We start from the raw sequence: 25865 nt of genomic DNA on the forward strand, positions 1-25865 counted from the left end.
ATGGCGGGCTGGGCTGAGTTCATCGCGGCGTTCGGGGTCTTTTTCCTGAGCCATTCGATCCCGGTGCGCCCCAAGGTCAAGGCCTGGCTGGTGGCGCGGGTCGGGCAGCGGGGATTTACCCTTGGCTATTCGCTGTTGTCGCTGGCGGTTCTGGCCTGGGTCATCGGGGCAGCGGGGCGCGCGCCCTTTGTGCTGCTCTGGGGCTGGGCGGCGTGGCAGGGGCCTGTGACCGTATCCCTGATGCTGGTGGTCTGCGTGATCCTTGGGTTGGCGATAGCGCGGCCCAATCCGTTTTCCTTTGGTGGCGCGACTAATGCGCGGTTTGATCCGGCGCGGCCGGGTATCGTGCGCGTGACGCGGCATCCGATGCTCCTCGCGCTGGCGCTCTGGGCTCTGGGGCATATGGTGCCGAATGGTGATCTGGCGCATGTCATCCTGTTCGGATGTTTTGCGGGATTTGCCGGGATGGGTGGGGTGCTGATCGACCGGCGCAAGCGGCGGGCAATGGGGGCGGAGTGGGTGCGGTTGGAGCACGCACGGCGGCAGGCGGGGTCGGTGCCGCAAAGTTGGCCGGCGGCGGTTCTGCGGAGCGCGCTGGGATGCGTGCTCTATGCGCTGGTCCTTGGCGCGCATCCTTATTTGTTCGGTGTCTCGCCGCTGGGGTGAGGGGCGGCGATTGAGAGGGTCCGCTCCTGCGTCGGGGGGCGGGCAACCGGCCTTTATAATAAGGTGCGGCGGATCTGCGAATCCATGATAGCGTTAACGCTTGGCGATGCTTTGGGCAGGGGCTGCGTGAGGGGAATCGGCAATTGGTAGTAAAAAGTGAAGTTTTTTGAAGATTAAAAAGCGCGCAATAGGTCGCACTTGGGTTAAGTCTTTGAAATCGAATTGTATTCTTTAGTATACAATAGTTTTCAAGCGGCTTGCCCGCTTGGTAAGGCTCTGCTACACCGCAGCCGAATTTGGGTGTTTCGCAAGTCTCACCCTATGCCAACGCCCCCGGATGTGACCCTGCGTCACGGCTGACCAACCGGGGCCAGATTATCGGAAGGGTGGACGTGTCCGAACCAGCTTCGATCTCTACTGGCATTGCCGCGCGCTATGCCACTGCGATATTCGAGCTTGTGAGAGAGGCCAAATCAGTGGCCAAACTCGAAAGCAATCTCAATGATCTGGCACAGGCGCTGACCGACAGCGACGATCTGCGTGCAATGATCTCTTCTCCGGTGCTGAGCCGTGATGTGCAGGGGGCGGCGATGTCCGCCGTGGCAGCCAAGATGAAGCTGCTGCCCGAGTTGCAGAATGGTCTGGCGCTGATGGCGCAAAAACGGCGTTTGTTCGTGCTGCCGCAGTTGATTGCGCAGCTCAATGCGATGATCGCCGAGGACAAGGGCGAAGTGAGCGCCGATGTCATCAGCGCCAAGGCGCTGACCAAGGCGCAAGCGGACAAGCTGGCCAAGACGCTGAAAGACCGCGTCGGCAAGGATGTCAAAATCAATGCGACCGTTGATGAAAGCCTCATCGGCGGTCTAGTCGTCAAGATGGGCTCGAAGATGATCGACACGTCGATCCGCTCCAAGCTCGATTCCCTGCAGAATTCAATGAAAGAGGTCGGATAAATGGGTATCCAAGCAGCAGAGATTTCTGCGATCCTGAAGGACCAGATCAAGAACTTTGGCAAAGACGCCGAAGTTGCCGAGATCGGCCGGGTTCTCTCGGTGGGTGACGGGATCGCACGGGTTCACGGGCTGGACAATGTTCAGGCCGGTGAGCTTGTCGAGTTTCCGGGCTCGATCATGGGCATGGCGCTGAACCTCGAGAGCGACAACGTCGGTGTCGTGATCTTTGGTTCCGACCGTGACATCAAGGAAGGCGACACCGTCAAGCGCACCAAGTCCATCGTGGACGTGCCGATTGGCGACGAGCTTTTGGGCCGCGTTGTGGACGGTCTGGGCAACCCGCTGGATGGCAAAGGTCCGATCAAGACCAAGACCCGCGGTCTGGCTGACGTAAAGGCCCCCGGCATCATCCCGCGTAAATCGGTGCATGAGCCGATGGCGACCGGCCTCAAATCCGTGGACGCGATGATCCCGATTGGCCGTGGTCAGCGCGAGCTGATCATTGGTGACCGTCAGACCGGCAAGACCGCCGTGGCGCTGGACGCGATCCTGAACCAGAAGATCTATAACGAGGCCGCAGGCGACGACGAGAGCAAGAAGCTCTATTGCGTTTATGTCGCCATCGGTCAGAAGCGCTCGACCGTGGCGCAGCTGGTGAAGAAGCTCGAAGAGAGCGGCGCGATCAAGTATTCGATCGTTGTGGCCGCCACCGCGTCGGACCCCGCGCCGATGCAGTTCCTCGCACCCTATTCCGCGACCGCGATGGCCGAGCATTTCCGTGACAATGGCCGTCATGCGCTGATCGTGTATGATGACCTCTCGAAGCAGGCCGTGGCCTATCGCCAGATGTCGCTGCTTCTGCGTCGTCCGCCCGGCCGTGAAGCCTATCCGGGGGACGTGTTCTATCTCCACTCCCGTCTGCTGGAGCGGTCGGCCAAGCTGAATGAGGACAATGGCTCTGGCTCGCTCACTGCGCTGCCGATCATTGAAACCCAAGGCGGCGACGTGTCGGCGTTTATTCCGACCAACGTGATCTCGATCACCGACGGTCAGATCTTCCTTGAGACGGAACTGTTTTATCAGGGTGTCCGTCCGGCTGTGAACACCGGTCTGTCGGTGTCTCGTGTGGGCTCGAGCGCGCAGACCAATGCGATGAAATCTGTCGCAGGTCCGGTCAAGCTGGAGCTGGCGCAGTATCGCGAGATGGCGGCCTTTGCCCAGTTCGGCTCTGACCTCGACGCGGCGACGCAGCAGTTGCTGAACCGCGGCGCGCGTCTGACCGAGTTGATGAAGCAGGCGCAGTATTCGCCGCTGACCAATGCCGAGATCGTCTGTGTGATCTATGCTGGCACCAAGGGCTATCTGGACAAGATTCCGGTGAAGCAAGTGGGCCCGTATGAGCAAGGTCTGCTCAAGCACCTGCGCGGCAAGCATGCCGAGTTGCTGGCGTACATCACCAAGGAAGACCCCAAGATCAAGGGTGAAGCCGAGGACCGTATCAAAGCTGCGCTGGACGAATTCGCCGCTGACTTCGCATAAGGGGGAGATAAGGCAATGCCGAATCTCAAGGACCTGAAAAACAGGATCGCGTCGGTCAAATCGACCCGCAAGATCACCAAAGCCATGCAGATGGTTGCCGCGGCGAAACTTCGCCGCGCGCAGGATGCTGCCGAGCAGGCCCGTCCCTATACCGAACGCTTCAACGCGGTCATGGGCAAGCTGGCGGCCTCTGTGGGCGATGCGGCCAATGCGCCGCGTCTGCTGGCAGGCACGGGTGAGGACAAAGTGCATCTCTTGGTGGTGATGACCGCCGAGCGGGGCCTTTGCGGTGGCTTCAACGCCAATATCGCCAAGCTCGCAAAGTTGCATGCGGCTGATTTGCTCGCCAAGGGCAAGACCGTCAAGATCGTGACCGTGGGCAAAAAGGGCCGCGACGCGATGCGGCGGGATTATGGCCAGTATTCGGTGGGTCACATTGATCTGAGCGAGGTCAAGCGCGTGGGTTATGCCGATGCGCAAGCTATCGCAGCCGATGTGCTGGGGCGCTTTGATGCTGGCGATTTTGATGTCGCCAAGATCTTCTTCTCGCGCTTTGAGAATGTTGTCAGCCAGATCCCGACCATGCAGCAGGTGATTCCGTTCGACGTCACCGAGTTGGAGCAAGAGGTCGATACCGACAGCTATTACGACTATGAACCCGACGAGCAGGCGATCCTTGCGGATCTCTTACCGCGTGGGGTGGCGACCGCGATCTTTGCGGCGCTGTTGGAGAACGGGGCCTCGGAGCAGGGCGCGCGGATGTCCGCGATGGACAATGCAACGCGCAACGCGGGGGATATGATCGACAGATTGACGATCGAATACAACCGCTCGCGCCAGGCCGTGATCACCAACGAGCTTATTGAAATCATTTCCGGCGCGGAAGCGCTGTAAGAGAACCGGAGACGAAACATGGCAAATGCAAAAGGCAAGGTGACACAGGTCATTGGCGCCGTTGTGGACGTTCACTTTGACGGCGATCTGCCAGCCATTCTGAACGCGCTGCAGACCGACAATAACGGCAAGAAGCTGATCCTCGAAGTGGCGCAGCACCTGGGTGAAAACACCGTGCGCACCATCGCGATGGACGCGACCGAAGGTCTGGTGCGCGGACAGCCCGTCAGCGACACCGGCGCGCCGATTTCGGTGCCGGTGGGCAATGCGACGCTGGGCCGTATCCTCAACGTCATCGGCGAGCCGGTGGACGAGGGTGCGCCGATCAAGGCCACGGAATACCGTTCGATCCACCAGCCTGCGCCGGAGTTTTCCGAGCAGTCGACCGCGTCCGAGATCCTCGTGACCGGGATCAAGGTGGTGGACCTGCTGGCCCCCTATGCCAAGGGCGGCAAGATTGGTCTCTTTGGTGGTGCCGGTGTTGGCAAGACGGTTCTCATCATGGAACTGATCAACAACATCGCCAAGGTGCACTCGGGCTATTCGGTGTTTGCCGGTGTCGGTGAGCGGACCCGTGAGGGTAACGACCTTTATCACGAGATGATCGAATCCAACGTGATCAAGCCCGACAATCTTGAAGAGAGTCAGGTTGCGCTTGTTTACGGTCAGATGAACGAGCCTCCGGGAGCGCGTGCGCGTGTGGCCCTGACCGGCCTCACGCTGGCTGAGCAGTTCCGCGATCAGTCGGGCTCGGACGTTCTGTTCTTTGTCGACAACATCTTCCGCTTTACGCAGGCGGGGTCCGAGGTGTCGGCGCTGTTGGGCCGTATTCCGTCTGCCGTGGGGTATCAGCCGACGCTGGCCACCGACATGGGTGCCATGCAGGAGCGCATCACCTCGACCAAGCAGGGCTCGATCACGTCGATTCAGGCCGTTTACGTGCCTGCGGATGATTTGACCGACCCGGCACCTGCCACGACCTTTGCCCACCTCGACGCCACGACCGTTCTTAGCCGTGCGATTTCCGAGCTTGGCATTTATCCCGCCGTGGACCCGCTCGACTCGAACTCGCGTCTGATGGACCCGCAGATCGTGGGCGAAGAGCATTATCAGGTTGCGCGTGACGTGCAGGGGATCCTGCAGCGCTACAAATCGCTTCAGGATATCATCGCCATTCTCGGGATGGACGAACTCAGCGAAGAGGACAAGCTGACCGTGGCACGTGCCCGGAAAATCCAGCGTTTCCTCAGCCAGCCGTTCGACGTGGCCAAGGTCTTTACCGGCTCTGACGGGGTGCAGGTGCCGCTCGAAGAGACGATCAAATCGTTCAAAGCCGTGGTTGCGGGTGAGTATGATCACCTGCCCGAAGGCGCGTTCTACATGGTGGGTGGCATCGACGACGTGCTCGCCAAAGCCGAACGCATGGCTGCTGACGCGGCCTGATCAACGTCTGTCATGGCCTGTGCGGGGGTAATCCCCGTGCAGGCGTGACACCATGAGGGAGGCCGAAATGGCTGACACAGTGCAATTCGATCTGGTGAGTCCCGAGCGGCTCTTGGCCTCGGTCGCTGCCCATGAGGTGAGCATTCCGGGTGCTGAGGGTGATCTGACCGCCATGGCCGATCATGCCCCGCTCATCACCACCCTGCGTCCCGGCATTGTGCGGGTTTCAGGGCCGTCGGGCGAAAAGGAATATGTCGTCACTGGTGGCTTTGCCGAGATCAACGGCACGAGCGTTTCGGTGCTGGCAGAACAGGCCGTGGCGCGGGAAGATATGACCAAAGAAGCCTATCAGACCATGGTCAATGCAGCCACCGACAAGCTGGCGAATGCGCAGGACAAATATGTCAATGAGCCGGGTCCGGTCGATGAGGCCGCAAAGCTCTTGGCAGATATGGTGGCGATTGGCGACCATATCGGTCTGTCGTCCAACTGAGACATGACGGCGTTCAGGAATTAAAGGGGCCGTGTCGCGGCCCTTTTTTTGTTTTTATTTCTTACTTACGCCTAAAATGCTTAATAATCAGGTCCGAGGTTCGGAAGGCGCGCCATGAAGTTTCTGATCAATCAAGCTATTGGGATCGAGCAAGGGGATGATGTCCTGTTCTCGGATTTTGCCGATGGTGGTGAAATGTGGACCGGATCAGGTGAGCGTGAGCGGCGCAAGAAGATCGGGTTCGAGACGCCGTTCAAGTCCGAGCCTGCGGTGCATGTCGCGCTCTCGCTTTGGGATATGGACAGCGCCACCAATGCCCGTGCCGATGTCATGGCGGAAAAGATCACGACCAAGGGGTTTGACGTGGTGTTTCGGACCTGGTCAGACACCCGTGTCGCGCGGGTGCGGGTGCGGTGGATGGCGATTGGCGAAGTGTTCCACGAGGACGATTGGCAAGACGTCTACTGACGGTGGCAGAATCAGGAGGGTCGGGATGGACACACGATTGCGCGCGGGAGAGCGGGTGACGGGGATGCCCGAGAGCACCGACGCCACACTCTATTTCATCGGCCGCATCCATACGCCCTGGACAGAGCGTCAAGACTGCCCGCGACAGGGGCGGTTGGATGGGCCGGAGTGCCGGATCGAGGTTTTTGCGCCGTGGGTCGCGGCGCTGGAGGGTATTGAGGCCTATCAACATCTCGAAATCCTCTATTGGCTGGACCGGTCGCGGCGTGATCTGGTGCGGCAGAATCCCAAGGGGGATGGCGCGCGATATTTTGGCACCTTTGCGCTGCGGTCGCCGCAGCGGCCCAATCCCATCGGCACGTCGCAGGTGCGGCTGATCGGGGTGGAGGGGCCGGTGTTGGTCGTGCGGGGGTTGGATTGTCTGGATGGCACGCCATTGCTGGATATCAAACCGGACCGATGCGAGTTTACCCCCAAGGCCCCGGCCAAGGCCGCTGACGGGGGTTAGCTGTCAGGTTGCGTGAGGCACTCTGAGGGGTCAGGTGTGGTCAGAAGGGGACGTTGGACCTGTGCGATGAGCCGCGCGGTGCCCGTCTGCCGGGTGGGCGCTGCGACTTGGTCGGCTGGCACTTTATATCTGCCAAACACTCCCGCGATTTCAAGAGGCTGCAACGTTGCAAAAGCGCCCGCCCGGTGGGGCGGACGGGCGCTGCGCGGCGGCGCTTCGCGCCTTGATTCCGCGCTTTGGGCATTGAGGCTAATGTCCCCTTCAGGCCAAACCCGCCGCCTCTACTGCCCGGGCCGGAGCGGGTGCGGCACCGGGTCTTTGGCGCGCCAGAAATGTGCGCGAAAGATTTGCGCGTAGGAGCGATAGACATAGCCATCGTTGCGCCGCAGGTAGTGGTCGCGCCGTGCGGCATAGAGGGCGGGGAGGCGATACCATGGCACCTCCGGGTGCATGTGATGCACCACATGCAGGTTGTTGTTGAGAAAAATCCACGCGAGCGGGCCGCGATCCTCGATGACCACGGTGCGGCCACTGGCCCTCTCATGGGCGCGGTGTTCCAGAAATGTGCGGATTTTCAGCACCGCCAGCCCGAGCCAGACGGCGAGCAGATAGGCCCAGACCGGCATCGACGCAAAGCTGAGCCAGATAAGCACCAGCGCCACCGCCGGGATGTGCCAGAGCCATGCGTGGAGCACGGCACGGTTGCCTTGCTTGATGGCCTGCCAGTCAGCACGCAGGAAAATGGCCTGCGCCACCATCGGTCCGATCAGCATGCGCCCGGCCAGCGTGTTGTTGATCCGCAGGACCGCCCGCACCCAGAGCGGCAGGCGCGCCCAGACGGTGGGATCAAGGTAATTCGCCTCGGGGTCGTCATAGGGATCGGTGAGATATTCCTCGCGGTGATGCGCCAGGTGGGTGTCGCGGAACCGCCCATAGGGAATCATCAGGCAGAGGCAGGGAAAAACCAGCGCCTCATTCAGGCGCTGCGACCGAAACGGATGGCCATGCAAGGCCTCATGGCAGAGCGAGGAATGCAGGGCGATGGCGAGACCTGTTATGATGAGTCCCAAGGGCAGCCAGAGCGCTGCCGCCCATGTGGTGCCGATGATCCACGCGCCGTAGCAGGCCATGAGCAGTCCTAAAGTTGGCCATTCTACAGGCGTCTTATCCATGGCAACGCCCCCAATGGATACGCGACCACAGACGCTCGTAGACCAGATAGGTCGTGAAGCCGACCGCGGTATTGATCCCCGCCATCAGACCACCCGCTGCCAGCGATCCGGTCACAATCAGACCGACGCCTGCCATGACAAGCAGCCCGATCAGATTCCAGATCACCGCTTTGACGATGCTGCGCAATCGCGTCTCCATAATGCCTCCTGTGCTGTGAGAGATTGGGGACAGAGTGCTTGCGATTTTGCTAAGCCGCCATTTCGGGAATAGTTAACATTTCTCCGCAGATGTGATAATAATCACCATATGATAAAAAAAATCGACAAACGTTTGCGCGCCACACTGTTTCGCGCCCGGTTGGCCGAGGCGATGCGCCTGCGGCAGAGCAACCAAAGCGTCTTGGCGCGCAGCATCGGTGTGGATCGCTCGACTGTGTCGCAACTGCTCAAGGAGGAAACTGGTCGGCTGCCCAATGCGCAGGTTGTGGGCGAATGTGCCTCGGCGCTTGGGGTCTCGGCCGATTGGCTCTTGGGGTTGACCGACCGACCTGAGACGGCTGCTGATATTCTGGCCAATACGCTATCACTGACCGAGGCACCGCGCGCCTTGGTCGATGAACAAATTTTTGCCTGGCACAAGGAGGCGGCGGGTTACAAGATCCGCCATGTCCCTGCCGCGTTGCCGGACATGCTGAAAACGCGCGCCATGCTAGAGTGGGAATATGAGCCGCATCTCGGGCGCTCGACCGATCAGGCGATTGGCGCGTCCGAGGATCGCATGGCGTGGATGCGGGCGGCGCAATCGGACTATGAGATCGCCCTGCCGCTCTATGAGATCGAGAGTTTCGCACGCGGAGAAGGGTATTACCGTGGTTTGCCCGCCACCATCCGCCGCGCGCAACTGGATCACCTGATCACTGTCACAACGCAGCTCTATCCCAGTCTGCGGCTCTATCTGTTTGATGCGCGTCGCGTCTATTCGGCCCCCGTGACAATCCTCGGCCCGCTTCTGGCGGTTCTCTATATCGGGCGGAATTACATGGTGTTTCGCGATCGGGAAAGAGTGCAGGCCATGACGCTGCATTTCGACAGTCTGGTGCGCGAGGCGTCGATCACGGCGCGGACCTTGCCGGATCATTTGCGCGGGTTGCGGGATGGGACGGCGGGTTAGGGCATGGCGTCGTGCTGACATTGGCCCCAAGCGATCCGCGCGGCATGCTTTGGGCTTGCGCCCACGCTTGGGAGATTGGGGCCAACGCCTCCGCTCAATAGGGCATCGGATGCGCCTTGTGGGTGGCGTCGAGATCGGTCAGCACCTCTTGGCTGAGCGTAATCTCTGCTGCGCCGAGGGCCAGATCGAGCTGTGTCCTGTCGGTCGCGCCAAAGATGGCCGAGCAGAGGAAGGGCCGCGTCAGGCACCATGCGAGCGCCATTTGCACAGGGTCGAGACCGTGTGTCTGCGCGACCGCGTGGTAGGCTGCGACCGCCTCGAAGGCGCGCGGCGTCTTGCGACCGCCAAGGTCGCCGTTGATCGCCATGCGCGAGCCGGCGGGCAGCGCGCCGTTCTGATATTTGCCGCTGAGCAGCCCCGCCGCGAGGGGGGAAAAGGCCAGAAGGCCCACATCCTCATTGACGCTGAGTTCGGCCAAGTCCGTGTCGTAGAGGCGGCACATCAGCGAGTATTCGTTCTGGAGGGACGCCGCGCGGGGCCCGTGGCCCGCCTCGGCCAGCCGCAGCCATTGCGCCATGCCCCAAGCGCTTTCGTTTGAGAGGCCGAAGGCGCGGATGGTGCCGCGTTCGACTTCGCGCTGCATGGCCTCAAGCGCTTCGTGCATATGCGAGAGTGTGTCGTCGCGGTTCTGGCTGGAGGGGTCATAGTTCCAGTTCTGGCGGAACATGTAGCTGCCCCGGTTGGGCCAGTGGAATTGGTAGAGGTCGATGGTGTCGGTCTTGAGACGGCGCAGGGAGGTCTCAATGGCCTCAGGGATGGAGGCCGCTGTGATCGGCGCGCCGTCGCGGGCGTGCTTGAAGCCTTTGCCGGAATGTTTGGTGGCGAGGATCACATCCGCGCGCCGCCCCGAGGTTTCGAACCAGTCGCCGATGATCTCCTCGGTGCGCCCGGTGGTTTCCGCGCTCATCGGGGTGGTGGGATACATCTCGGCGGTGTCGATGAAATTCACGCCCCGGTCAAGGGCGCGGTCAATCTGGGCATGGCCCTCTGCCGGGGTGTTCTGCGAGCCCCAAGTCATCGAGCCAAGGCAGAGCGCGCTCACCTCAATGCCGGTGCGCCCCAAGGGTCTTTTCTGCATGGTGTCTCCTGAGGATTGGGTTTTGGGATGGGATAGGGGAGGAAGGCGGTGGAGGGAAGGGGGGTCTTGGGTCATCCGGCAGCTAGTCGATGCCGTTTGTGGTTGCGGTAATGTGAGTGGCCGTTAGCAGACATTCGTGCCTGGTACAGCGAACTGCACCTTAGAGCCCATGCCTCTCAGGTTGCTAGCTTGCAGCGAAAGTCTGGCTTTGCGATTTTAACGTCTTGAGTTATTAGATGCATCGATCATGCCAAGGGGCTCCTGCATGCATTTTCAACTTGGCCAGCACGGCGTCCTGTACCGAGCTTTGCTGTTTGGGAGTTTTGTCCTTTTCAGCTCAGAAGTTGTGGCGCAACACCCAGCCTGCTTGGCGTTCGCAGGTGGACAAGCGACAACCAACCAAATTGCTGTTTTCAGAAGCCTTGCAGATATCGATGATGCAACACCTAGCGCACTAAGGACGATTTCTTATCGCGAAGAATACGTCAAACAACCGCATCTTCGCGGGAATTTCGGGCAGTATCCTCCCCCCGAATATGAACTGGGCATCGGCTTTCAGATCAACATCGATAACGGTCAACCTGTTCCTCAAAGTGACCAAACTTACACCAAGGCTTATAGACAAAACCGGGATTTTCAAGTTTTTATCGAAAGTACATGGGCTTCGATTTCTGATCATCTTCATCCTGTTGTGGCTCTTCCGATTGACCGTTCTGTAACTGTCAAAGACTACGAAGTGATTGGGCAAAGATACGGGAAGCTCGAAGTTTCTTATTTGTCTGCTCTTGAAGCGAAGAAAGCTGACGATTACGCCCTGAGAACAAACCGAAACTCCAGTGTTTTTCTGGAGTTTGATGAAAATGACCTTCTTTCTTACATGAAATGTGGGAAAACGACAAAGTTTGTGAAAGTACCGCACTGTGAGCACTTTCAGAAAATTGATGGATTTCTTACTAAAACTCGGTTCAAACGATCGTTGATCGGCGACCACGAAACAATAATACGCTTATCAACAAATTTCGTGAATTGCCTCTTCACCGAGAATTGAGAGGTCCGTTTTGAGCAGCGATGCTCCATTCGGCTTAACTCCTTCTCACAATGACCGGGGCGGTCGCGTCAATATTGCTGCGCATTGGATCCGCAAAGGCCGACATTGGATTCCCGGACGCGAACGGCGGCTTCGTCCGCATTGCAGATCTTGCGGTGTATCGCGGCAAGTGTCCGCATTGTCCCTCACCTTGGTCCCTAGTGCCGGACCGCCCGAGCCCTTGCGCGCCTTTTGTCAGGGGGTGAGCGTCTTGGGCCGTGTTCCTGCGCGACCTCAAACCCAAAAGCCACTCAGCCTTTTCTCAACGTGCCTCAGTGCTTGTGCCCATGTCCATGCCCATGGTCGTGATCGTGCCCGTGGTCGTCGTCCAGGCTGCCGTGGAGGGCGAATTGGTCTAGGCCGGCGTCTTGGGCTTCGATCACGCTGAAGGTTTCGCGCACGCCGGCCTCGGTCAGTTCGCGGATCACGGTGAGGAGGGTGTTGGGCGTGTGATCGTCGCAGAGATCAAGCATTTGCGCCACTTCCTCGCGGGCGACGGGCAGGGCTGCGGCGAGGTCCGGCGCGCCGTAGATGTCGACGAAATGCTGGGCGAGGGCCTGTGTCAGGGTGGCAATCTCGGCCTCTTCGACTTGGGTCACGGCGACAAAGGTCACGCGGCCAAAGGTTTCGACCCCAAGCCAGCCGTTTGAAAACGCCTGCCGGGATTTGCCGGTGAGATCGGCCTCGGACCAATTCGAGAACTCGAACCCGCCCGAGATGCACCATTCGCCGGTGCGCGCGGGGCTGTGGTAGACGCGCTGATCGCTCTCGTCGAAATGGATGGCGCGGGCGAGTTTCATGGCTGGATCTCCAAGAGCGTGGTGAGCGGGATAAGATGGGTGGTGTCTTCGGCGCGCAAGAGCATGCCAAAGCGGTCGTCCACGCCCTGAAACGTGCCGGTGAGGCCGTTTTGCGTGACCTCCTCGCCCATGCGCCACGCGAGGCCGCGCCATTCGGCATGGAGCGCGCGGGGGCCTGCGTCCTCCCATGTGTTGATCCAGACGAGGCTATGGCGCGCCCAGGCTTCGAGCAATTCGACCGGGTCTATCTCGGCGCAGCCCTCATCATAGAGCGAGGTCTGGTCGGGTTGGTCGCCGGGGTGTTCCGCGATTTGCATCAGGGGCAGGTCGAGGCCGATCACCAGCCAGTCGGGTTCCTCCTCGGGGTCGGTGCCTCCTGCGGCCACGCGCAGCCGCCCACATGAGGCGCCGTTGAGGCGTATGGCCCCCGACCATTCGAGATGCACCGCCACCTCGGGCGGGGCGAGCGCCCCAAAGGCGTTTTGAAAGCCCACGCCGCAGGTGGGCAGCATCACCATCGCCTCGCCAAGCGGCACCTCGGGGGCGAGGACGATGGCGGCCATCAGGTGATTGGCGGTGAGGTTATGCACGATAAGGCCCGCATCGCAACCTTGGGTCGCGAGGGTGCAGGCCATGTCAAAGGGGTGGGTCGCGCCGCTGACGGCGCGCCCTGACATCAGCGGAGGAAAGCTGGGCGTGGTCATGCCAGCCCTGCGTTGATGAGGTGGCGGGCCACCTCGCGGAAGGCCTGCGCCTGTGGGCTGTCGGGTTTCGAGACAACGATGGGCGCGCCGCCGTCCGAGGCCACGCGAATGTCGAGATGCAGGGGAATTTCCGCCAAGAGCGGAACGCCCAGTTTCTCGGCCTCGGCGCGCACCCCGCCGTGACCAAAGACATGTTCTTCATGGCCGCAGTTGGTGCAGATATGCGTGCTCATGTTCTCGATCATGCCCAGGACCGGCACATGCAGCTGATTGAACATGTCGATCCCCTTGCGGGCATCGAGGAGCGCCACATCCTGCGGTGTGGAGACGATGATCGCGCCGTCCACCTGCGCCTTTTGCGCCAGTGTCATTTGCACGTCGCCGGTGCCGGGCGGCAGGTCCACCAAGAGCACATCTAGCGCGCCCCATTGCACCTGCATCAGCATTTGTTGCAGCGCGCCCATCAGCATCGGGCCACGCCAGACCACGGCCTGACCTTCGTTGGTCATCAGGCCGATGGACATCATCGTCACGCCATGGTTGCGCATCGGCAGGATGGTCTTGCCATCGGGGCTGGCGGGGCGGCCAGAGACGCCCAGCATACGCGGCTGGCTGGGACCGTAGACATCGGCATCCAAGAGGCCCACGCGCCGTCCCTCAGCGGCCAGTGCACAGGCGAGATTGGCGGAGACGGTGGATTTGCCCACGCCACCCTTGCCAGAGGCAATGGCGATCAAGTGGTTGACGCCGGGGACTTTTTCGGGGCCTTTCGGCTCTGCCTTGCGGGAGGGTTTGAGATCGGGCGGGGCCTTGGTCGAATGGCCGGTGAGCACGGCTGAGACCGAGTCGGCCCCTGCCAGTGCCTTGACCGCCGCTTCGGCGGCGTCGCGCACCGGGGTATAGGCCTGCGCCTTGGCCGGGTCGATTTCCAGCACGAAGCGCACGGTGCCGCCGTCGACGGTGAGGGCGCGCATGACGCCCGCCGACACGATGTCCGATCCGCTGACCGGGTCGGTTATGGTTTTGAGCGCCTCAAGGACGCTCTCCCTCGTCAATGCCACGTCAGTCCTGCCCTTTGATCTTGCCGGTCACGGTATGTTCGATGTCGAGACCATCGACGGTCAGAACCATTTTGGCGGTGAATTCCTGACCAGCGGTGGCGCCCTTCTTGCGCAGCCCATCTTCGATGGCCTGTTGCGAGGTGACGCCCACCTGTTTGAGGAATTTGCGCATCGACATGTTGAAATCGTCGCTCATCGGTTTCTCCCTTTGTTGTTCAGAATGCTTGACGCCGATATAGGCGGTTTTCTAGGCTTGGGTATGCGCCTGTTGACGGATCTCTGCAATCGCCTGACCCGGATCGCGATGTTGTGGCTCGCGGTGGTGGTCTGGCTCTTGCCCGGTGTGGTGCGGGCCGATGACAAGCGCTTGCGCCTGAGCGCGCCGGTGGCCTTGGCCCAGAGTGGGCTGCTGGAGCATATCATTCCACGCTTTGCACTCAAGACCGGGGTGCGGGTCGAGGTGGTGGACGAGGGCGCAGAGGCCGAGATCACGCTGGGGACGCAGGGGGAGCGCGCGGTGTTCGAGGGGGCGGGGGCGCTCTGGCGCATGGCGATTGAGGGCACGCATCCGGGGGCGGCAAAGTTTGCCGATTGGCTGACGTCTGAGATCGGGCAGCGCACGGTGACAAGCTATGAGGTCGCGGGCGTTGCGCCCTTTCGCCTGCCGGAGATTGTTGAAGAGGCAGAGGTCGCGCAGAGCTTTGACGGGGATGCCGCGGTGGGAAAGCAGGCCTCGCTGCTCCTCTGTGGGCGCTGTCATGTAGTGGCCCCCGAGAACCGCATGAGCGCCATCGGTTCCACCCCGTCGTTTGCCGTGCTGCGCAGCTTTGCGGATTGGGATGCGCGGTTTCAGAGTTTTTACGCGCTCAGGCCGCATCCCGCCTTTACCCAAGTCGAGGGCGTGACCCAGCCCTTTGCCAGCCATCTGCCCTCGCCGATTTCGCCCATCAAAGTCAGTCTCGATGAGTTGGAGGCGATCATCGCCTATGTGGCAGGGCTGGACCCCGCCGATCTGGGCGCGCCGATCCAAGTTCAGTGATCCTTGCGGTCTTTGAGGTAATCTTCGGTGCGGCGCACGCGCGGGCGCTCGCCCATGGCAAAGGGATTGTCGGCGGAGTTGAACTGCGCGTTGATGCGGCAGCCCTCGCACATCTGGATCATGCGGGCGGCATCCGAGGTGGCGAACATGGCGTGTTTGCCCGCGAGTTTCTCGGTGATGCGGTTTATGGTCGCCTTGGAGCCAAAGAGCGTGCCGCATTCGACGCAGGCAAATGGCTCTTCCTCGTTCAGCACGACTTGGGTGAGGGCGCTATCGTCAAGGTTCATGCGCGGTTCGAGCGTGATCGCCTTTTCCGGGCAGATCGTGGCGCAGATGCCGCATTGCAGGCAGGCATCCTCTTGAAAGCGGAGTTGCGGTTTGTCTTCATTGTCCATCAGCGCGCCCGAGGGGCAGAGCGAGACGCAGGAGAGGCAGAGCGTGCAGGCGTCGGTATTGACCAGCACCGCGCCGTAGGGGGCGGCGGCGGGCAAAGGTAGGGTGCCGCCTGACGGGTTGAGGGATTTGGCGGCAAGGCGCGCGACCTGACGGCGGCTGCCCATGGGCAGGACCGGGCTGGCGAGGGGGGCGGGCGGGGGTGCGCCATAGAGCGCATCGCAGAGCGCGTCGGGGTCGGTGAGGTCGAGGAGATGCACGGCGTCTGTGGCTGCGCCTGCCATGGCCTGTGCCAGCGGCACCTCTTGATCCAGTGCGTCGCGTTCGGTGGTGGGGGCGAGCAGGATTGCCACCTCGGCAAAGCCCGAGGCGAGGGCCGCGAGGATTTCCGCATGGCCAAAGCCCGCGAGCGCCGAAACCTCTAACGGGATCACATCGGCGGGCAACCCGCGCCCGTGGCGGGCGGCAAGGCGGATCATCTCGGTGCCGTGGGTGGCATCATGGACAAGCAGGCGCGGGGCGGTGCCGCCTGCGCGACGAAAGGCCTGCGCCAGCGTCTGAATGCGGCGAAAGGTCATGTCGGGCGGCGGCGCGTCATAGGTGATCGCCCCCGAGGGGCAGCGCGCGGCGCAGGCGCCGCAGCCCGCGCAGATCATCGGATCAATGCTGACGTGATCGCCATCCGGCGTGATGGCCCCGGTTGGGCAGATATCAAGGCATTTGCTGCACCCGGTCTGTTCGGCGCGGGAATGGGCGCAGATCAGCGGCTCTAGCGCGACATAGAGCGGTTTTTCGAAGGTGCCGATCATCTGGGCGGCCTGAAATACCACGTCCGAGACCGCATGCAGGCTGCCGGGATCGGCGCGCAGGTAGCCGTCGCGTTTCTCCGGGGCGGGAAAGAGGGGCGTGCCGCCGCGCAGGTCAAGGAGCACGTCGCATTGTGTCTGCCCGCCGTCGCGCGGCGCGGTCCAGCGCAGCGTGCCGCGCCCGCCGGGATTGACCTGTTGCAGCGCGTCGATGCGCAGGTCAAACTGTCCCAGCGTGCCGTGCGCCCGCGTGATCCGGCCCCGGATGGTGTCGAAATCGCGCGCCTCGGGCGGGTCTATGTCGTCGGTCAAGAGCACCGTCACGCCCAAGAGGGGCGCCAGTTTTTCCGCAGCGGGCAAAACCACGTCAGACGCCCCGATGATAAGGCATAGACCCTCGGATATGACATCAAGGGTCTTTTCCGGGGGGATGGGCAGGCTGGCTTCGGCCAGAAGCGCGGCCATTTTGGGTAGTTTCGGGGCTGGATCGTCGGACCAGCCGGCCCTGTCGCGCAAGTCGAGGAATGCGGGGCTCTCTACCTCCAGATCAAGGGCCAGCTCCTCAAAGATGCGGCGTTCCTGAGCACAGCAAATAATAGCGTCGCCGGAGGCCATCGCCTTGGTCGCGGACTCGATTTCATCGGTGCAAAGCGCACTATGCAGCCGCGAACAGGTCAGACCTGTTGCCGTGGCGAGACCCTCGGGGTCAAGCGTCTGAGTGGCGGAACAATCGCACAAAATCAGGTGTTTAGGCATGTTTACCCCGGTGTTTGGCACGGCTGGGAAGCGGACCTGCGCGGTCTCGTTGCGCAGAGAGTAGGCATGATTCGAAGCGCCCGTAAACCGCAATTCGGATGGGGTGAGCGCGACGAGGGGGGCAAGATGACCCCCGATTTAATCCTGATTGATTCTGTTTGTTTTCAACATCTTGCCATGCGGCAGTGCAGCATGGACAGGGGCAAAGTGGACAATTTGTCCTGAAGGGATCGTAGCGCCGGGTGAGGTGGTCCAAAATGTCCGGATCGGACTTTATGTGGACTGTCGCACACAAAAATGGCTTTGCGCGGTCAGATAACTGGACCAATCTCGGGATTACGCAGCAAGGGGATGGCACGACAGCGTGACCCACAGCCACGACAAACAGATGATGGTGCCACTTGGTGTCGTCATGCGCAGAACGCCCGGTGTGACCCGTTGGGCGGCTTGGGCGTGGCGTGCTGTCGCGGTTCTTCCGGGGGCGTCGCCCGCCGACTGGCGTGAATTGCGGCGCGACGGTGACATGGTGGAGTATCACGCCGGAACCGTCATGCTGGATCTGCACCACACGCAGACAGAGGCCTATCTGAGTGCCCTTGCCGCGCAGGTGCCATCGGTCTTTGTGATGTTGCGCAACCGTGCGGGGGCTGATCTTGCCTCTGCGCCCTTTGACGTGGTTCTGGTCACCGCCTCGCCATTCGAGGCGCAGGACTATGCGGATAATGGCGAAGATATCGTTGAAAAGGTGCCCATGCCCGAGGGGCTGGTGGCGCTGGTCCGCGACTTTATCGAGGCGCATCACGAGGAAGAAGTGTTCAAGAAGCGCCGCCGTGACAAACTGGGCGAAGGTCCGGCGCAGGATGGGATTGGCGATGCGCGCATCGTGCAGCCGCGCGATGTTTTTGCTACGCCGGAGCGCATGCGCCGGGGGAGGCTGAATTGAGCCGGGGGTTGGATTTCTGGTCCCGCCGCAAGGCGCAGGTTGAAGCCGAGGCGCGCGAAGAGGCGCGGGCTGCGGACGTTCAGGATTTGGCCGCGCGTGAGGTCGAGCTGGCCGAGAAGACCGACGAGGAGCTCTGTGAGGAGCTGGGCTTGCCTGATCCCGATACGCTGCAATTAGGCGATGATTTTCGCGCCTTTATGGGCAAGGCGGTGCCAGAACGGTTGCGTCGACGGGCGCTGCGGCGGTTGTGGGTCAGCAATCCGGTGTTGGCCAATATCGACGGTTTGGTCGATTATGCCGAAGATTACACCGATAGCGCCATGGTGGTGCCGGATATGAAGACCGCCTATCAGGTGGGCAAGGGCATGTTGGCGCATGTCGAGGAAATGGCCCGGCAGGCCGAAGCGCTGACCAATCCGCCGGTCGCGGAGGAGGAGGTGGCCGAGGTGGAAGTGGACGTGGAGGAGCCGGAGGCCGAGGTGGCGCTGGCAGAAGCGGCGCCGGCAGACGTAGCATCTGACGTTGCGGACGAAGCTGAAGAGGCGTCTGACCCCTTTGCCGCGCCGCGCCGCAGGATGCGGTTTCAATTCGAAAATCAGACCGGAGTATCCGCATGACCCAACAAGAGGCGATCATGACCCAAGAGACCGTGATGCCGGAGATTGCCGCAGAAGACCGTTTGCGTGCCGATCTCTACGATTTTCTGGCGGCCATTCTGGCACGGTCACCGGGACAGGAGATGTTGACCAAGACCGCCGGATTGAGCGGCGATGCCACCCCGATGGGCGAGGCTGTATCAGCGCTGGCGCGGGTGGCCAAAGTCAGCACGCCCGCAGGTGTCGAGCGCGAGTTCAATGCGCTGTTCATCGGCTTGGGCCGGGGCGAGTTGCTGCCCTATGCGAGCTACTACCTGACGGGCTTTCTCAATGAAAAGCCGCTTGCCGGATTGCGTCGCGACATGGCCGCGCGCGGCATGACGCGGGCGCAGAATGTCTATGAGCCCGAGGACAATATCGCCTCCTTGATGGAGATGATGGCGGGCCTCATTCGGGGGCGATTTGGCAAGCCTGCGCCGCTCAGCGATCAGCAGGCGTTCTTTGGCAAGCATATCGGCCCCTGGGCCGGGCATTTTTTCACGGATTTGGAGGCGGCGACCCATTCGGTTCTCTACGCTTCGGTCGGCGCGGTCGGTCGAGTGTTCATGGAGATCGAAGCGCAAGGCTTTCGAATGAGCGGGGCGTAAGCCCGTGACGCAACCGGCGGAGCGATCCGTCATAATGAGGGGAGGGAGACCTATATGACCCGGAAAACCGAGGCTGGCAGCAGCCGCCGTGATTTCCTCAAACTGGCTGCCACTGGCGCACCCGCAGTCGCGGTTGCAACCGTGGTGATGGCGGGCACGGCAGAGGCCGCAGAGCCTGATCTGACATCCAACGAGATGCAGGACACCGCGCATACCCGCGCCTATTTCGAGAGCGCCCGTTTCTAGGATCGGACGAAATCACCCGCCGCTGACGACTGGTTGCTTCAGGCCCGACTGTCAGAGGAAACCGCAGTACCCAGCCCAAGAGGGCCTAGGGAGGAGATAGAAACATGCTGAGGAAAAAGACCAACGGGGTTGCACGACGCCCCCAGCGGACCAGTATCCTGTCTGAGGTCGCCGGGTCGTCCGTCGATCGTCGCGCGTTCCTGCGCGGCAGTGGTCTGGCCATTGGTGGCCTGGCCGCGCTTGGTGCCATGGGGGGCACCGTGACCCGCGCCAATGCGCAGAGCGCCGCGAATGAGGCCGTCAAGACGGTGAAATCCGTCTGTACGCATTGCTCGGTCGGCTGCACGGTCGTCGCCGAAGTGCAGAATGGCGTCTGGACGGGACAAGAGCCCGGCTGGGACAGCCCGTTCAATCTGGGCGCGCATTGCGCCAAGGGGGCCGCAGTGCGCGAACATGCGCATGGCGAGCGCCGTCTCAAATATCCGATGAAAAAAGAAGGCGGAGAGTGGAAGCGCATCAGCTGGGAGCAGGCGATCAACGAGATCGGCGACGGCATGATGAAGATCCGCGAAGAGAGCGGCCCGGATTCTGTTTATTGGCTGGGATCTGCCAAGCATAATAACGAACAATCCTATCTCTTCCGCAAGTTCGCCGCCTATTGGGGCACGAACAACGTCGACCACCAAGCGCGGATCTGTCACTCGACGACCGTGGCCGGTGTTGCGAACACATGGGGCTACGGCGCCATGACCAACAGCTACAATGACATCCACAATTCCAAAGCCATCTTTATCATCGGCGGAAACCCGGCAGAGGCGCATCCTGTCAGCCTGCTGCATGTGCTGAAGGCCAAGGAGCAGAACAACGCGCCTTTGATCGTCTGTGACCCACGCTTTACCCGCACGGCGGCACATGCCGATGAATATGTGCGCATGCGTCCCGGTTCGGACGTGGCATTGATCTGGGGTATCCTCTGGCACATCTTCGAGAATGGCTGGGAGGACAAGGAATTCATCCGCACCCGCGTCTGGGGGATGGATCAGATCAAGGATGAGGTGGCCAAGTGGACGCCCGAAGAGGTCGAGCGTGTCACGGATGTTCCAGGCAGCCAGCTGCGCCGCGTGGCGCGGACGCTGGCCAACAACCGTCCGGGCACCGTGATCTGGTGCATGGGGGGCACGCAGCACACCACCGGCAACAACAACACCCGCGCGTATTGCGTTCTGCAACTGGCCCTTGGAAACATGGGTGTAGCGGGGGGCGGCACCAATATCTTCCGCGGCCATGACAACGTGCAAGGCGCGACCGATCTGGGCGTTCTGGCGGACACGCTGCCCGGCTATTATGGTCTGGCGGAAGGCTCCTGGGCCCATTGGGCGCGGGTTTGGGACGAGGATCTTGACTGGTTGAAAGGCCGGTTCTCGGATGCCTCCTTTGGCGAAACCAAGATGATGAACCTCAACGGCATCACGGTTTCCCGGTGGATCGACGGTGTTCTTGAAGACAAGGAGAATATGGACCAGCCCAACAACGTGCGGGCCATGGTTCTCTGGGGTCATGCCCCCAACAGCCAGACACGCGGCAAGGAAATGAAAACCGCGATGGAAAAGCTGGACATGCTGGTCGTGGTCGACCCGTTCCCGACGGTCTCTGCCGTCATGAACGACCGCACCGACGGTGTGTATCTGCTGCCTGCGACGACACAATTCGAGACGCGCGGTTCTGTCACCGCCTCGAACCGGTCGTTGCAGTGGCGGGATCAGGTGATGGCTCCGCTGTTCGAGTCCAAGGTTGACCACGAGATTCTTGCGCTCTTTGCCAAGAAGTTCGGCTTTGATGACAAGATGTTCCGCAATATCGCGATGGACGACACCGGCGAGCCCAATGTCGAGGACATCACCCGCGAGTTCAATCGCGGCATGTGGACGATTGGCTATACAGGTCAATCGCCGGAGCGGCTCAAGCTGCATATGGCGAACCAGCACACCTTTGACCGCACCACGTTGCGCGCCAAGGGCGGTCCGGCCGATGGCGATTATTACGGTCTGCCATGGCCCTGCTGGGGCACGGCAGAGATGAACCATCCGGGCACGGCAAATCTCTATGATATGTCGTTGCCGGTCTCTCAGGGCGGTTTGACCTTCCGGGCTCGGTTCGGCGTCGAGCGTGAGGGTGACAATCTCTTGGCCGAGGGTGTCTATTCGGCTGGCTCGGAGATTCAGGATGGCTATCCCGAATTCACCATGCAGATGCTGGTGGATCTGGGTTGGGATGGCGATCTGACCGCGCAGGAGCGGGCCATGATCGACTGGGTGGCTGGTTTCCGCGATACGCGGCCGGGCACCGAGGAAGTCGGCGAAACCAGCCAGCAGGGCGAGTTGCCCTCGGATTACGCGGCAAAAGTGGGTGGCGTGAACTGGAAGACCGACCTCTCGGGCGGGATTCAGCGGGTGGCGATTGCGCATGAATGCGCGCCCTTTGGCAATGCCAAGGCGCGGGCCGTTGTGTGGACCTTCCCCGATCCGGTGCCGCTGCACCGCGAACCGCTCTACACGAGCCGTCGTGATCTGGTGGCGGATTACCCGACCTATGAGGACCGCAAGTTCTGGCGTCTGCCGACCATGTATGCCTCGATCCAGCAAAAGGACTTCTCGCAAGAGTATCCGATCATCCTCACGTCTGGCCGTCTGGTCGAGTATGAGGGCGGCGGGGACGAGACCCGATCCAACCCGTGGCTGGCCGAATTGCAGCAAGACATGTTCGTCGAAATCAACCCGCGCGATGCCAATAACATCGGTGTGCGGGATGGTGCGCAGGTCTGGGTCGAAGGCGCTGAAGGTGCCAAGGTCAAGGTCATGGCGATGGTGACAGAGCGGGTGGCAGAAGGCGTCGTCTTTATGCCGTTCCACTTTGGCGGTCATTTCGAGGGCAAGGATCTTCGGGAGAATTACCCCGCCGGGTCCGATCCCTATGTCTTGGGCGAAAGCACCAACACCGCACAGACCTATGGCTACGACTCGGTCACGCAGATGCAGGAGACCAAGTGTACTCTCTGCAAGATCATGCCAGCGTAAGGAGACAGAGACATGGCAAGAGCAAAGTTTCTATGCGACGCCGAACGCTGCATCGAGTGCAACGCCTGCGTCACGGCCTGCAAGAACGAGCACGAGGTGCCGTGGGGGATCAACCGCCGCAAGGTGGTGACGATCAACGACGGCAGCCCCGGTGAACGTTCGATCTCGGTGGCTTGCATGCACTGTTCGGATGCGCCCTGTATGGCGGTCTGTCCGGTGGATTGCTTCTACCAGAACGAGGAGGGCATCGTGTTGCACTCCAAGGATCTGTGTATCGGCTGCGGCTACTGCTTCTATGCGTGCCCGTTCGGTGCGCCGCAGTTCCCGCAGGCGGGCAATTTCGGTAGCCGGGGCAAGATGGACAAATGCACCTTCTGCGCCGGTGGTCCGGAAGAGAACCACTCGGAGGCCGAGTTCCAGAAGTATGGGCGCAACCGGATCGCCGAGGGCAAATTGCCCATCTGCGCCGAGATGTGCTCGACCAAGGCGCTGTTGGCAGGGGATGGCGACGTCGTGTCGGCCATCTACCGCGAGCGCGTCGTGGCCCGTGGTTTCGGCTCGGGTGCTTGGGGCTGGGGCTCTGCTTACGGTCAGCAGAGCGGCGGCTGATCGCGCTAATGCCGGTGCCGGAGGGTGACATGACCTTTGGCACCGGCCCGAACACAATCGGAAACCTCAAAAGCTTCCGATCTGATTTCTTTTGAAGAAATCGGATAAATCAGACTTAGATCGAGGACATCATGCGCGCATTTCTCAGCTTGGCTTTGTGTTTTCTGCTCGCACTGCCCGCCATGGCGCAGGACACGCCAACGACCACTGGGCCTGACCGGTCCGTCACCGGCGGCGCACAAACTCTGGACGATATTCTGGCCCGGCAGCGCGGCGAGAAGGTCGACGACAGTTTCCGCCGTGACGCCACCGGCAACCCGGATGACGCGGCGGGGATGGCGGGGCAGTTGGGCACTTTGGGCGGATCTTCGGATGCCGATGTGTGGCGCGCGCTGCGCTATGGGCTTGATGACGTCAAGGTCTCAACCGGCGGGCCGGAGGCGCGGGTGCTCATTCAGGACGGCGGCATGAACTGGCTGCAATTCCGCAAGGGGCCGCTGGCGACCTATGGCGCGTGGTTGCTGGGAGGCACGGTGGCGCTATTGGCGCTGTTCTACCTCATTCGGGGCAGAATCCGCATTGACGGCGAAAAGACCGGGCGCACTGTGACGCGCTTTCAGGCGGTCGAGCGGTTTGGCCATTGGCTCATGGCGGGCTCTTTTGTCGTGCTGGCGATCACCGGGCTGCTCGTGCTCTTTGGCCGTATGGTGGTCATTCCGCTGTTGGGGCACGAGGCGTTCTCGACCATCGCGATCGGGTCAAAATGGGTGCATAACAACATCTCATGGGCGTTTATGATTGGCCTCGTGATGGTGTTCTTCATGTGGGTTCTGCACAATATTCCCAACCGGACGGACCTGAAATGGTTGGCCGTGGGCGGCGGGATTTTTAGCAAGGGTGTGCATCCGCCCGCCAAGAAGTTCAACGCGGGTCAAAAGATGATCTTCTGGGCGGTGATCGTGTTTGGCGCGTCGATCTCAGCCTCTGGCCTGTCGCTGCTCTTTCCATTCGAATTGCCGATGTTTGCCAAGACCTTTGCCCTTCTCAATCAGACAGGATTGCCGCAGGCGGTGGGTTATGGCGAGTTGCCGGTGATGCTGGCGCCGCATGAGGAAATGCAACTGGCGACGCTCTGGCACAGCATCATGGCCTTTGTGCTGACCGCGATTATCCTCGCGCATATCTATATCGGCTCTGTCGGCATGGAGGGTGCCTATGATGCCATGGGCTCGGGCGAGGTCGAGGAGCAATGGGCGCGTGAGCATCATGGGTTGTGGCTCAAGGAATTGCAGGAAAAGGGCGAAGCGCCAGTTCACGGCAAGGCCGCCACACCTGCGGAGTAGCCATGCGTGCGCGCGCCCTTGGTCTCTGGTTCTGGGTGCTGGCGGGGACAAGCCCGCTGGCGGCTCAGGAGTTTACCACACTCAAGGGGCATGGTGGGCCTGTCATGGGGCTGACAATCATGCCCGAGAGCGGGCAGGTGATTTCAGCCAGTTTCGACAATTCCGTGGGGCTGTGGCAGGGGCGCACGCCCCGCTGGTTGGAGGGCCATGCGGCAGCGGTGGTGACGGTCGAGGCACTGGAGGCCGGTCGGCTGGTGTCCGGGGGCGATGATTTCGCGGTGATCGTATGGGACATGGCGACCGGGCTGGGCACACGTCTGGAGGGGCACAAGGGCAAGATTGCGGCGCTTGATGTGTCGCCGGATGGGCAATGGATCGCTTCGGCCAGTTGGGATGGCTCGATCGGGATTTGGCCGGTGGCGGGGGGCAAGGGACGGTTTCTCACCGGGCATGACGGGGCGGTCAGCGATGTCGCCTTTGGCCGGGACGGAGCGCTCTTGTATTCCTCTTCAGCCGACGGGTCGTTGCGGGAATGGCGCTGGCACGAGGCGGGGGCTGCTCCGCGCGAGGTGCTCAATCAGGGATTTGGCATCAATCGGATCGTTCTGGGGCCGGACGATGCCTGGCTGGCCTATGGCGCAGTCGACGGGGCGACGCGGGTGGTCGACCCGAGGAGCGGTCAGCAGATCGCCGATTTCACGCTGGAGCGCCGTCCGGTTCTGTCGCTGGCCTATCACGCGGCAACCGCGCAATTGGCGGCGGGCGATGGGCAGGGCTATATCATGGTGATCGACACGGAGGATTGGATGATCACCCGCGATTTTCAGGCCATGGCGCGCGGCCCGGTCTGGGCGTTGGAATTTTCGCCGGACGGGCGTATGATCTATGCGGGCGGCCTGAGCGAGGTGGTCTATGGCTGGCCGGTGGACATGCTGGACAGTTATGATCCGGCGGGCGAAACAGAGCACAGTTTTCTGCGGCCTGCGCAGGAGATGGAGAATGGCGAGCGGCAATTCATGCGAAAATGCTCGATCTGCCACGCGCTGACGCCGCCACCCTCGCGCAAGGCGGGTCCGACCCTCTACGGTGTCTTTGGCCGTCGTGCCGGCACAGTGCCCGGCTATGCCTATTCCGAGATCCTCGACGGATCGGGGATCGTCTGGACTGACGACACCATTGACGCGCTTTTTGACCTTGGACCGGATCACTATATTCCCGGCTCCAAGATGCCGATGCAACGGATCACAGCGGCAGAGGACCGGCAGGATATGATCGACTATCTGCGCCGGGCGACCGCAACAAGAAGGAACTGAGAG

The 25865-nt window shown here is 61.5% G+C and carries 27 protein-coding genes; 19 read left to right on the top strand and 8 right to left on the bottom strand.

Annotation, left to right across the window (positions count from 1 at the left end; genetic code table 11):
- The 8 genes from ROS217_RS10415 to tsaA all read left to right on the top strand — a co-directional run bounded on the left by ROS217_RS10415 (position 1) and on the right by tsaA (position 6964).
- Entirely contained in the window at positions 1–666 is a 666-nt protein-coding gene (locus ROS217_RS10415; protein WP_009817691.1) for an NnrU family protein, read from the top strand.
- A gap of 386 nt (positions 667–1052) precedes the next feature.
- Complete coding sequence (locus ROS217_RS10420) at positions 1053–1619, top strand: F0F1 ATP synthase subunit delta (protein WP_198134917.1); 567 nt, start codon at positions 1053–1055, stop codon at positions 1617–1619.
- Complete coding sequence (atpA, locus tag ROS217_RS10425; RefSeq protein ID WP_009817693.1) at positions 1620–3158, top strand: F0F1 ATP synthase subunit alpha; 1539 nt, start codon at positions 1620–1622, stop codon at positions 3156–3158. It abuts the gene before it with no gap.
- Between the two features lie 15 nt (positions 3159–3173).
- The gene (locus tag ROS217_RS10430; RefSeq protein ID WP_009817694.1) at positions 3174–4052 is read left to right on the top strand and encodes a F0F1 ATP synthase subunit gamma; all 879 of its coding nucleotides are present in this window, start codon (positions 3174–3176) and stop codon (positions 4050–4052) included.
- Positions 4053–4070: 18 nt separating this feature from the next.
- Complete coding sequence (gene atpD, locus ROS217_RS10435) at positions 4071–5495, top strand: F0F1 ATP synthase subunit beta (protein WP_009817695.1); 1425 nt, start codon at positions 4071–4073, stop codon at positions 5493–5495.
- 67 nt (positions 5496–5562) lie between these two features.
- On the top strand, positions 5563–5988 hold the full coding sequence (locus tag ROS217_RS10440) for a F0F1 ATP synthase subunit epsilon (protein ID WP_040650528.1): 426 nt from the start codon (positions 5563–5565) through the stop codon (positions 5986–5988).
- A gap of 114 nt (positions 5989–6102) precedes the next feature.
- Entirely contained in the window at positions 6103–6456 is a 354-nt protein-coding gene (locus tag ROS217_RS10445) for an H-type lectin domain-containing protein (RefSeq protein ID WP_009817697.1), read from the top strand.
- 25 nt (positions 6457–6481) lie between these two features.
- Positions 6482–6964, top strand: a complete 483-nt coding sequence (gene tsaA, locus ROS217_RS10450) for a tRNA (N6-threonylcarbamoyladenosine(37)-N6)-methyltransferase TrmO (protein ID WP_009817698.1) — start codon at positions 6482–6484, stop codon at positions 6962–6964.
- A 281-nt stretch (positions 6965–7245) separates the two neighbouring features.
- On the opposite strand, the gene ROS217_RS10455 is transcribed toward tsaA, so the two are convergent.
- Together ROS217_RS10455 and ROS217_RS10460 are read right to left on the bottom strand one after the other, a co-directional pair.
- The gene (locus ROS217_RS10455; RefSeq protein ID WP_040650529.1) at positions 7246–8136 is read right to left on the bottom strand and encodes a fatty acid desaturase; all 891 of its coding nucleotides are present in this window, start codon (positions 8134–8136) and stop codon (positions 7246–7248) included.
- On the bottom strand, positions 8129–8335 hold the full coding sequence (locus ROS217_RS10460; RefSeq protein ID WP_009817700.1) for a DUF2061 domain-containing protein: 207 nt from the start codon (positions 8333–8335) through the stop codon (positions 8129–8131). The genes ROS217_RS10455 and ROS217_RS10460 overlap by 8 nt, the downstream gene beginning before the upstream one ends.
- 108 nt (positions 8336–8443) lie before the next feature.
- Between ROS217_RS10460 and ROS217_RS10465 the strand changes: the two genes are divergently transcribed.
- Positions 8444–9307 carry a helix-turn-helix domain-containing protein gene (locus tag ROS217_RS10465; protein WP_009817701.1) on the top strand — a complete coding sequence of 288 codons (864 nt, stop codon included), beginning with the start codon at positions 8444–8446 and terminating at the stop codon, positions 9305–9307.
- Positions 9308–9401: 94 nt separating this feature from the next.
- Here the strand turns inward: ROS217_RS10465 and ROS217_RS10470 are convergent, their stop codons facing one another.
- Positions 9402–10445 (bottom strand): aldo/keto reductase, encoded by a 1044-nt coding sequence (locus ROS217_RS10470; protein ID WP_009817702.1) that lies wholly within the window; start codon positions 10443–10445, stop codon positions 9402–9404.
- 265 nt (positions 10446–10710) lie between these two features.
- On the opposite strand from ROS217_RS10470, the gene ROS217_RS24080 reads away from it, so the two are divergent.
- The gene (locus ROS217_RS24080; protein ID WP_157046579.1) at positions 10711–11493 is read left to right on the top strand and encodes a hypothetical protein; all 783 of its coding nucleotides are present in this window, start codon (positions 10711–10713) and stop codon (positions 11491–11493) included.
- Between the two features lie 311 nt (positions 11494–11804).
- Here ROS217_RS24080 and ROS217_RS10480 read toward each other — a convergent pair whose 3' ends face one another.
- The 4 genes from ROS217_RS10480 to ROS217_RS10495 are packed head-to-tail and all read right to left on the bottom strand — an operon-like array spanning position 11805 to position 14293.
- Positions 11805–12332: a DUF6505 family protein gene (locus tag ROS217_RS10480; protein ID WP_009817704.1), complete on the bottom strand. Its 528-nt coding sequence runs from the start codon at positions 12330–12332 to the stop codon at positions 11805–11807.
- Positions 12329–13036, bottom strand: a complete 708-nt coding sequence (locus tag ROS217_RS10485; RefSeq protein WP_009817705.1) for a biotin/lipoate--protein ligase family protein — start codon at positions 13034–13036, stop codon at positions 12329–12331. Before ROS217_RS10485 ends, ROS217_RS10480 begins: the two co-directional genes overlap by 4 nt.
- Complete coding sequence (gene apbC / locus ROS217_RS10490; protein ID WP_009817706.1) at positions 13033–14097, bottom strand: iron-sulfur cluster carrier protein ApbC; 1065 nt, start codon at positions 14095–14097, stop codon at positions 13033–13035. The genes ROS217_RS10485 and apbC overlap by 4 nt, the downstream gene beginning before the upstream one ends.
- A 1-nt stretch (position 14098) precedes the next feature.
- Positions 14099–14293, bottom strand: coding sequence for a DUF6494 family protein (locus tag ROS217_RS10495; RefSeq protein ID WP_009817707.1), 195 nt, complete (start codon positions 14291–14293; stop codon positions 14099–14101).
- Between the two features lie 63 nt (positions 14294–14356).
- Here ROS217_RS10495 and ROS217_RS10500 point away from each other — a divergent pair, with 63 nt between their 5' ends.
- Positions 14357–15136, top strand: coding sequence for a hypothetical protein (locus ROS217_RS10500; protein ID WP_254656405.1), 780 nt, complete (start codon positions 14357–14359; stop codon positions 15134–15136).
- Here ROS217_RS10500 and ROS217_RS10505 read toward each other — a convergent pair.
- The gene (locus ROS217_RS10505) at positions 15130–17091 is read right to left on the bottom strand and encodes a 4Fe-4S binding protein (RefSeq protein ID WP_009817709.1); all 1962 of its coding nucleotides are present in this window, start codon (positions 17089–17091) and stop codon (positions 15130–15132) included. The two genes, ROS217_RS10500 and ROS217_RS10505, sit on opposite strands and share 7 nt — an antisense overlap.
- A gap of 388 nt (positions 17092–17479) precedes the next feature.
- On the opposite strand from ROS217_RS10505, the gene ROS217_RS10510 reads away from it, so the two are divergent.
- From ROS217_RS10510 to ROS217_RS10545, 8 genes are all read left to right on the top strand, one after another.
- Positions 17480–18034, top strand: a complete 555-nt coding sequence (locus tag ROS217_RS10510; protein ID WP_009817710.1) for a DUF3305 domain-containing protein — start codon at positions 17480–17482, stop codon at positions 18032–18034.
- The gene (locus tag ROS217_RS10515; protein ID WP_040650530.1) at positions 18031–18651 is read left to right on the top strand and encodes a DUF3306 domain-containing protein; all 621 of its coding nucleotides are present in this window, start codon (positions 18031–18033) and stop codon (positions 18649–18651) included. The genes ROS217_RS10510 and ROS217_RS10515 overlap by 4 nt, the downstream gene beginning before the upstream one ends.
- Positions 18648–19277, top strand: coding sequence for a TorD/DmsD family molecular chaperone (locus ROS217_RS10520; RefSeq protein WP_009817712.1), 630 nt, complete (start codon positions 18648–18650; stop codon positions 19275–19277). The genes ROS217_RS10515 and ROS217_RS10520 overlap by 4 nt, the downstream gene beginning before the upstream one ends.
- A gap of 54 nt (positions 19278–19331) precedes the next feature.
- Positions 19332–19523 carry a ubiquinol-cytochrome c reductase iron-sulfur subunit N-terminal domain-containing protein gene (locus tag ROS217_RS10525; protein WP_009817713.1) on the top strand — a complete coding sequence of 64 codons (192 nt, stop codon included), beginning with the start codon at positions 19332–19334 and terminating at the stop codon, positions 19521–19523.
- 104 nt (positions 19524–19627) lie between these two features.
- The gene (locus tag ROS217_RS10530; RefSeq protein WP_009817714.1) at positions 19628–22597 is read left to right on the top strand and encodes a formate dehydrogenase subunit alpha; all 2970 of its coding nucleotides are present in this window, start codon (positions 19628–19630) and stop codon (positions 22595–22597) included.
- Positions 22598–22609: 12 nt separating this feature from the next.
- Positions 22610–23206 (top strand): formate dehydrogenase FDH3 subunit beta, encoded by a 597-nt coding sequence (gene fdh3B, locus ROS217_RS10535; protein ID WP_008279844.1) that lies wholly within the window; start codon positions 22610–22612, stop codon positions 23204–23206.
- A gap of 131 nt (positions 23207–23337) precedes the next feature.
- Positions 23338–24549, top strand: coding sequence for a formate dehydrogenase subunit gamma (locus tag ROS217_RS10540; RefSeq protein ID WP_009817715.1), 1212 nt, complete (start codon positions 23338–23340; stop codon positions 24547–24549).
- Between the two features lie 2 nt (positions 24550–24551).
- The gene (locus tag ROS217_RS10545; RefSeq protein ID WP_009817716.1) at positions 24552–25862 is read left to right on the top strand and encodes a c-type cytochrome; all 1311 of its coding nucleotides are present in this window, start codon (positions 24552–24554) and stop codon (positions 25860–25862) included.
- Positions 25863–25865: the final 3 nt, after the last annotated feature.

The organism is Roseovarius sp. 217, from assembly GCF_000152845.1.
Classification (GTDB): Bacteria; Pseudomonadota; Alphaproteobacteria; order Rhodobacterales; family Rhodobacteraceae; genus Roseovarius.

Excerpts from the sequence above, each read along its gene's own strand:
- ROS217_RS10430 (WP_009817694.1), top strand. The coding sequence starts at position 3,174 with ATGCCGAATCTCAAGGACCTGAAAAACAGGATCGCGTCGGTCAAATCG.
- ROS217_RS10510 (WP_009817710.1), top strand. The coding sequence starts at position 17,480 with ATGATGGTGCCACTTGGTGTCGTCATGCGCAGAACGCCCGGTGTGACC.
- ROS217_RS24080 (WP_157046579.1), top strand. The coding sequence starts at position 10,711 with ATGCATTTTCAACTTGGCCAGCACGGCGTCCTGTACCGAGCTTTGCTG.
- ROS217_RS10465 (WP_009817701.1), top strand. The coding sequence starts at position 8,444 with ATGATAAAAAAAATCGACAAACGTTTGCGCGCCACACTGTTTCGCGCC.
- ROS217_RS10445 (WP_009817697.1), top strand. The coding sequence starts at position 6,103 with ATGAAGTTTCTGATCAATCAAGCTATTGGGATCGAGCAAGGGGATGAT.
- ROS217_RS10480 (WP_009817704.1), bottom strand. The coding sequence starts at position 12,332 with ATGAAACTCGCCCGCGCCATCCATTTCGACGAGAGCGATCAGCGCGTC.
- ROS217_RS10455 (WP_040650529.1), bottom strand. The coding sequence starts at position 8,136 with ATGGATAAGACGCCTGTAGAATGGCCAACTTTAGGACTGCTCATGGCC.
- ROS217_RS10485 (WP_009817705.1), bottom strand. The coding sequence starts at position 13,036 with ATGACCACGCCCAGCTTTCCTCCGCTGATGTCAGGGCGCGCCGTCAGC.
- ROS217_RS10520 (WP_009817712.1), top strand. The coding sequence starts at position 18,648 with ATGACCCAACAAGAGGCGATCATGACCCAAGAGACCGTGATGCCGGAG.
- ROS217_RS10505 (WP_009817709.1), bottom strand. The coding sequence starts at position 17,091 with ATGCCTAAACACCTGATTTTGTGCGATTGTTCCGCCACTCAGACGCTT.
- tsaA (WP_009817698.1), top strand. The coding sequence starts at position 6,482 with ATGGACACACGATTGCGCGCGGGAGAGCGGGTGACGGGGATGCCCGAG.
- ROS217_RS10460 (WP_009817700.1), bottom strand. The coding sequence starts at position 8,335 with ATGGAGACGCGATTGCGCAGCATCGTCAAAGCGGTGATCTGGAATCTG.
- atpD (WP_009817695.1), top strand. The coding sequence starts at position 4,071 with ATGGCAAATGCAAAAGGCAAGGTGACACAGGTCATTGGCGCCGTTGTG.
- fdh3B (WP_008279844.1), top strand. The coding sequence starts at position 22,610 with ATGGCAAGAGCAAAGTTTCTATGCGACGCCGAACGCTGCATCGAGTGC.
- ROS217_RS10415 (WP_009817691.1), top strand. The coding sequence starts at position 1 with ATGGCGGGCTGGGCTGAGTTCATCGCGGCGTTCGGGGTCTTTTTCCTG.
- atpA (WP_009817693.1), top strand. The coding sequence starts at position 1,620 with ATGGGTATCCAAGCAGCAGAGATTTCTGCGATCCTGAAGGACCAGATC.
- ROS217_RS10545 (WP_009817716.1), top strand. The coding sequence starts at position 24,552 with ATGCGTGCGCGCGCCCTTGGTCTCTGGTTCTGGGTGCTGGCGGGGACA.
- ROS217_RS10470 (WP_009817702.1), bottom strand. The coding sequence starts at position 10,445 with ATGCAGAAAAGACCCTTGGGGCGCACCGGCATTGAGGTGAGCGCGCTC.
- ROS217_RS10540 (WP_009817715.1), top strand. The coding sequence starts at position 23,338 with ATGCGCGCATTTCTCAGCTTGGCTTTGTGTTTTCTGCTCGCACTGCCC.
- ROS217_RS10530 (WP_009817714.1), top strand. The coding sequence starts at position 19,628 with ATGCTGAGGAAAAAGACCAACGGGGTTGCACGACGCCCCCAGCGGACC.
- ROS217_RS10525 (WP_009817713.1), top strand. The coding sequence starts at position 19,332 with ATGACCCGGAAAACCGAGGCTGGCAGCAGCCGCCGTGATTTCCTCAAA.
- ROS217_RS10495 (WP_009817707.1), bottom strand. The coding sequence starts at position 14,293 with ATGAGCGACGATTTCAACATGTCGATGCGCAAATTCCTCAAACAGGTG.
- ROS217_RS10440 (WP_040650528.1), top strand. The coding sequence starts at position 5,563 with ATGGCTGACACAGTGCAATTCGATCTGGTGAGTCCCGAGCGGCTCTTG.
- ROS217_RS10500 (WP_254656405.1), top strand. The coding sequence starts at position 14,357 with ATGCGCCTGTTGACGGATCTCTGCAATCGCCTGACCCGGATCGCGATG.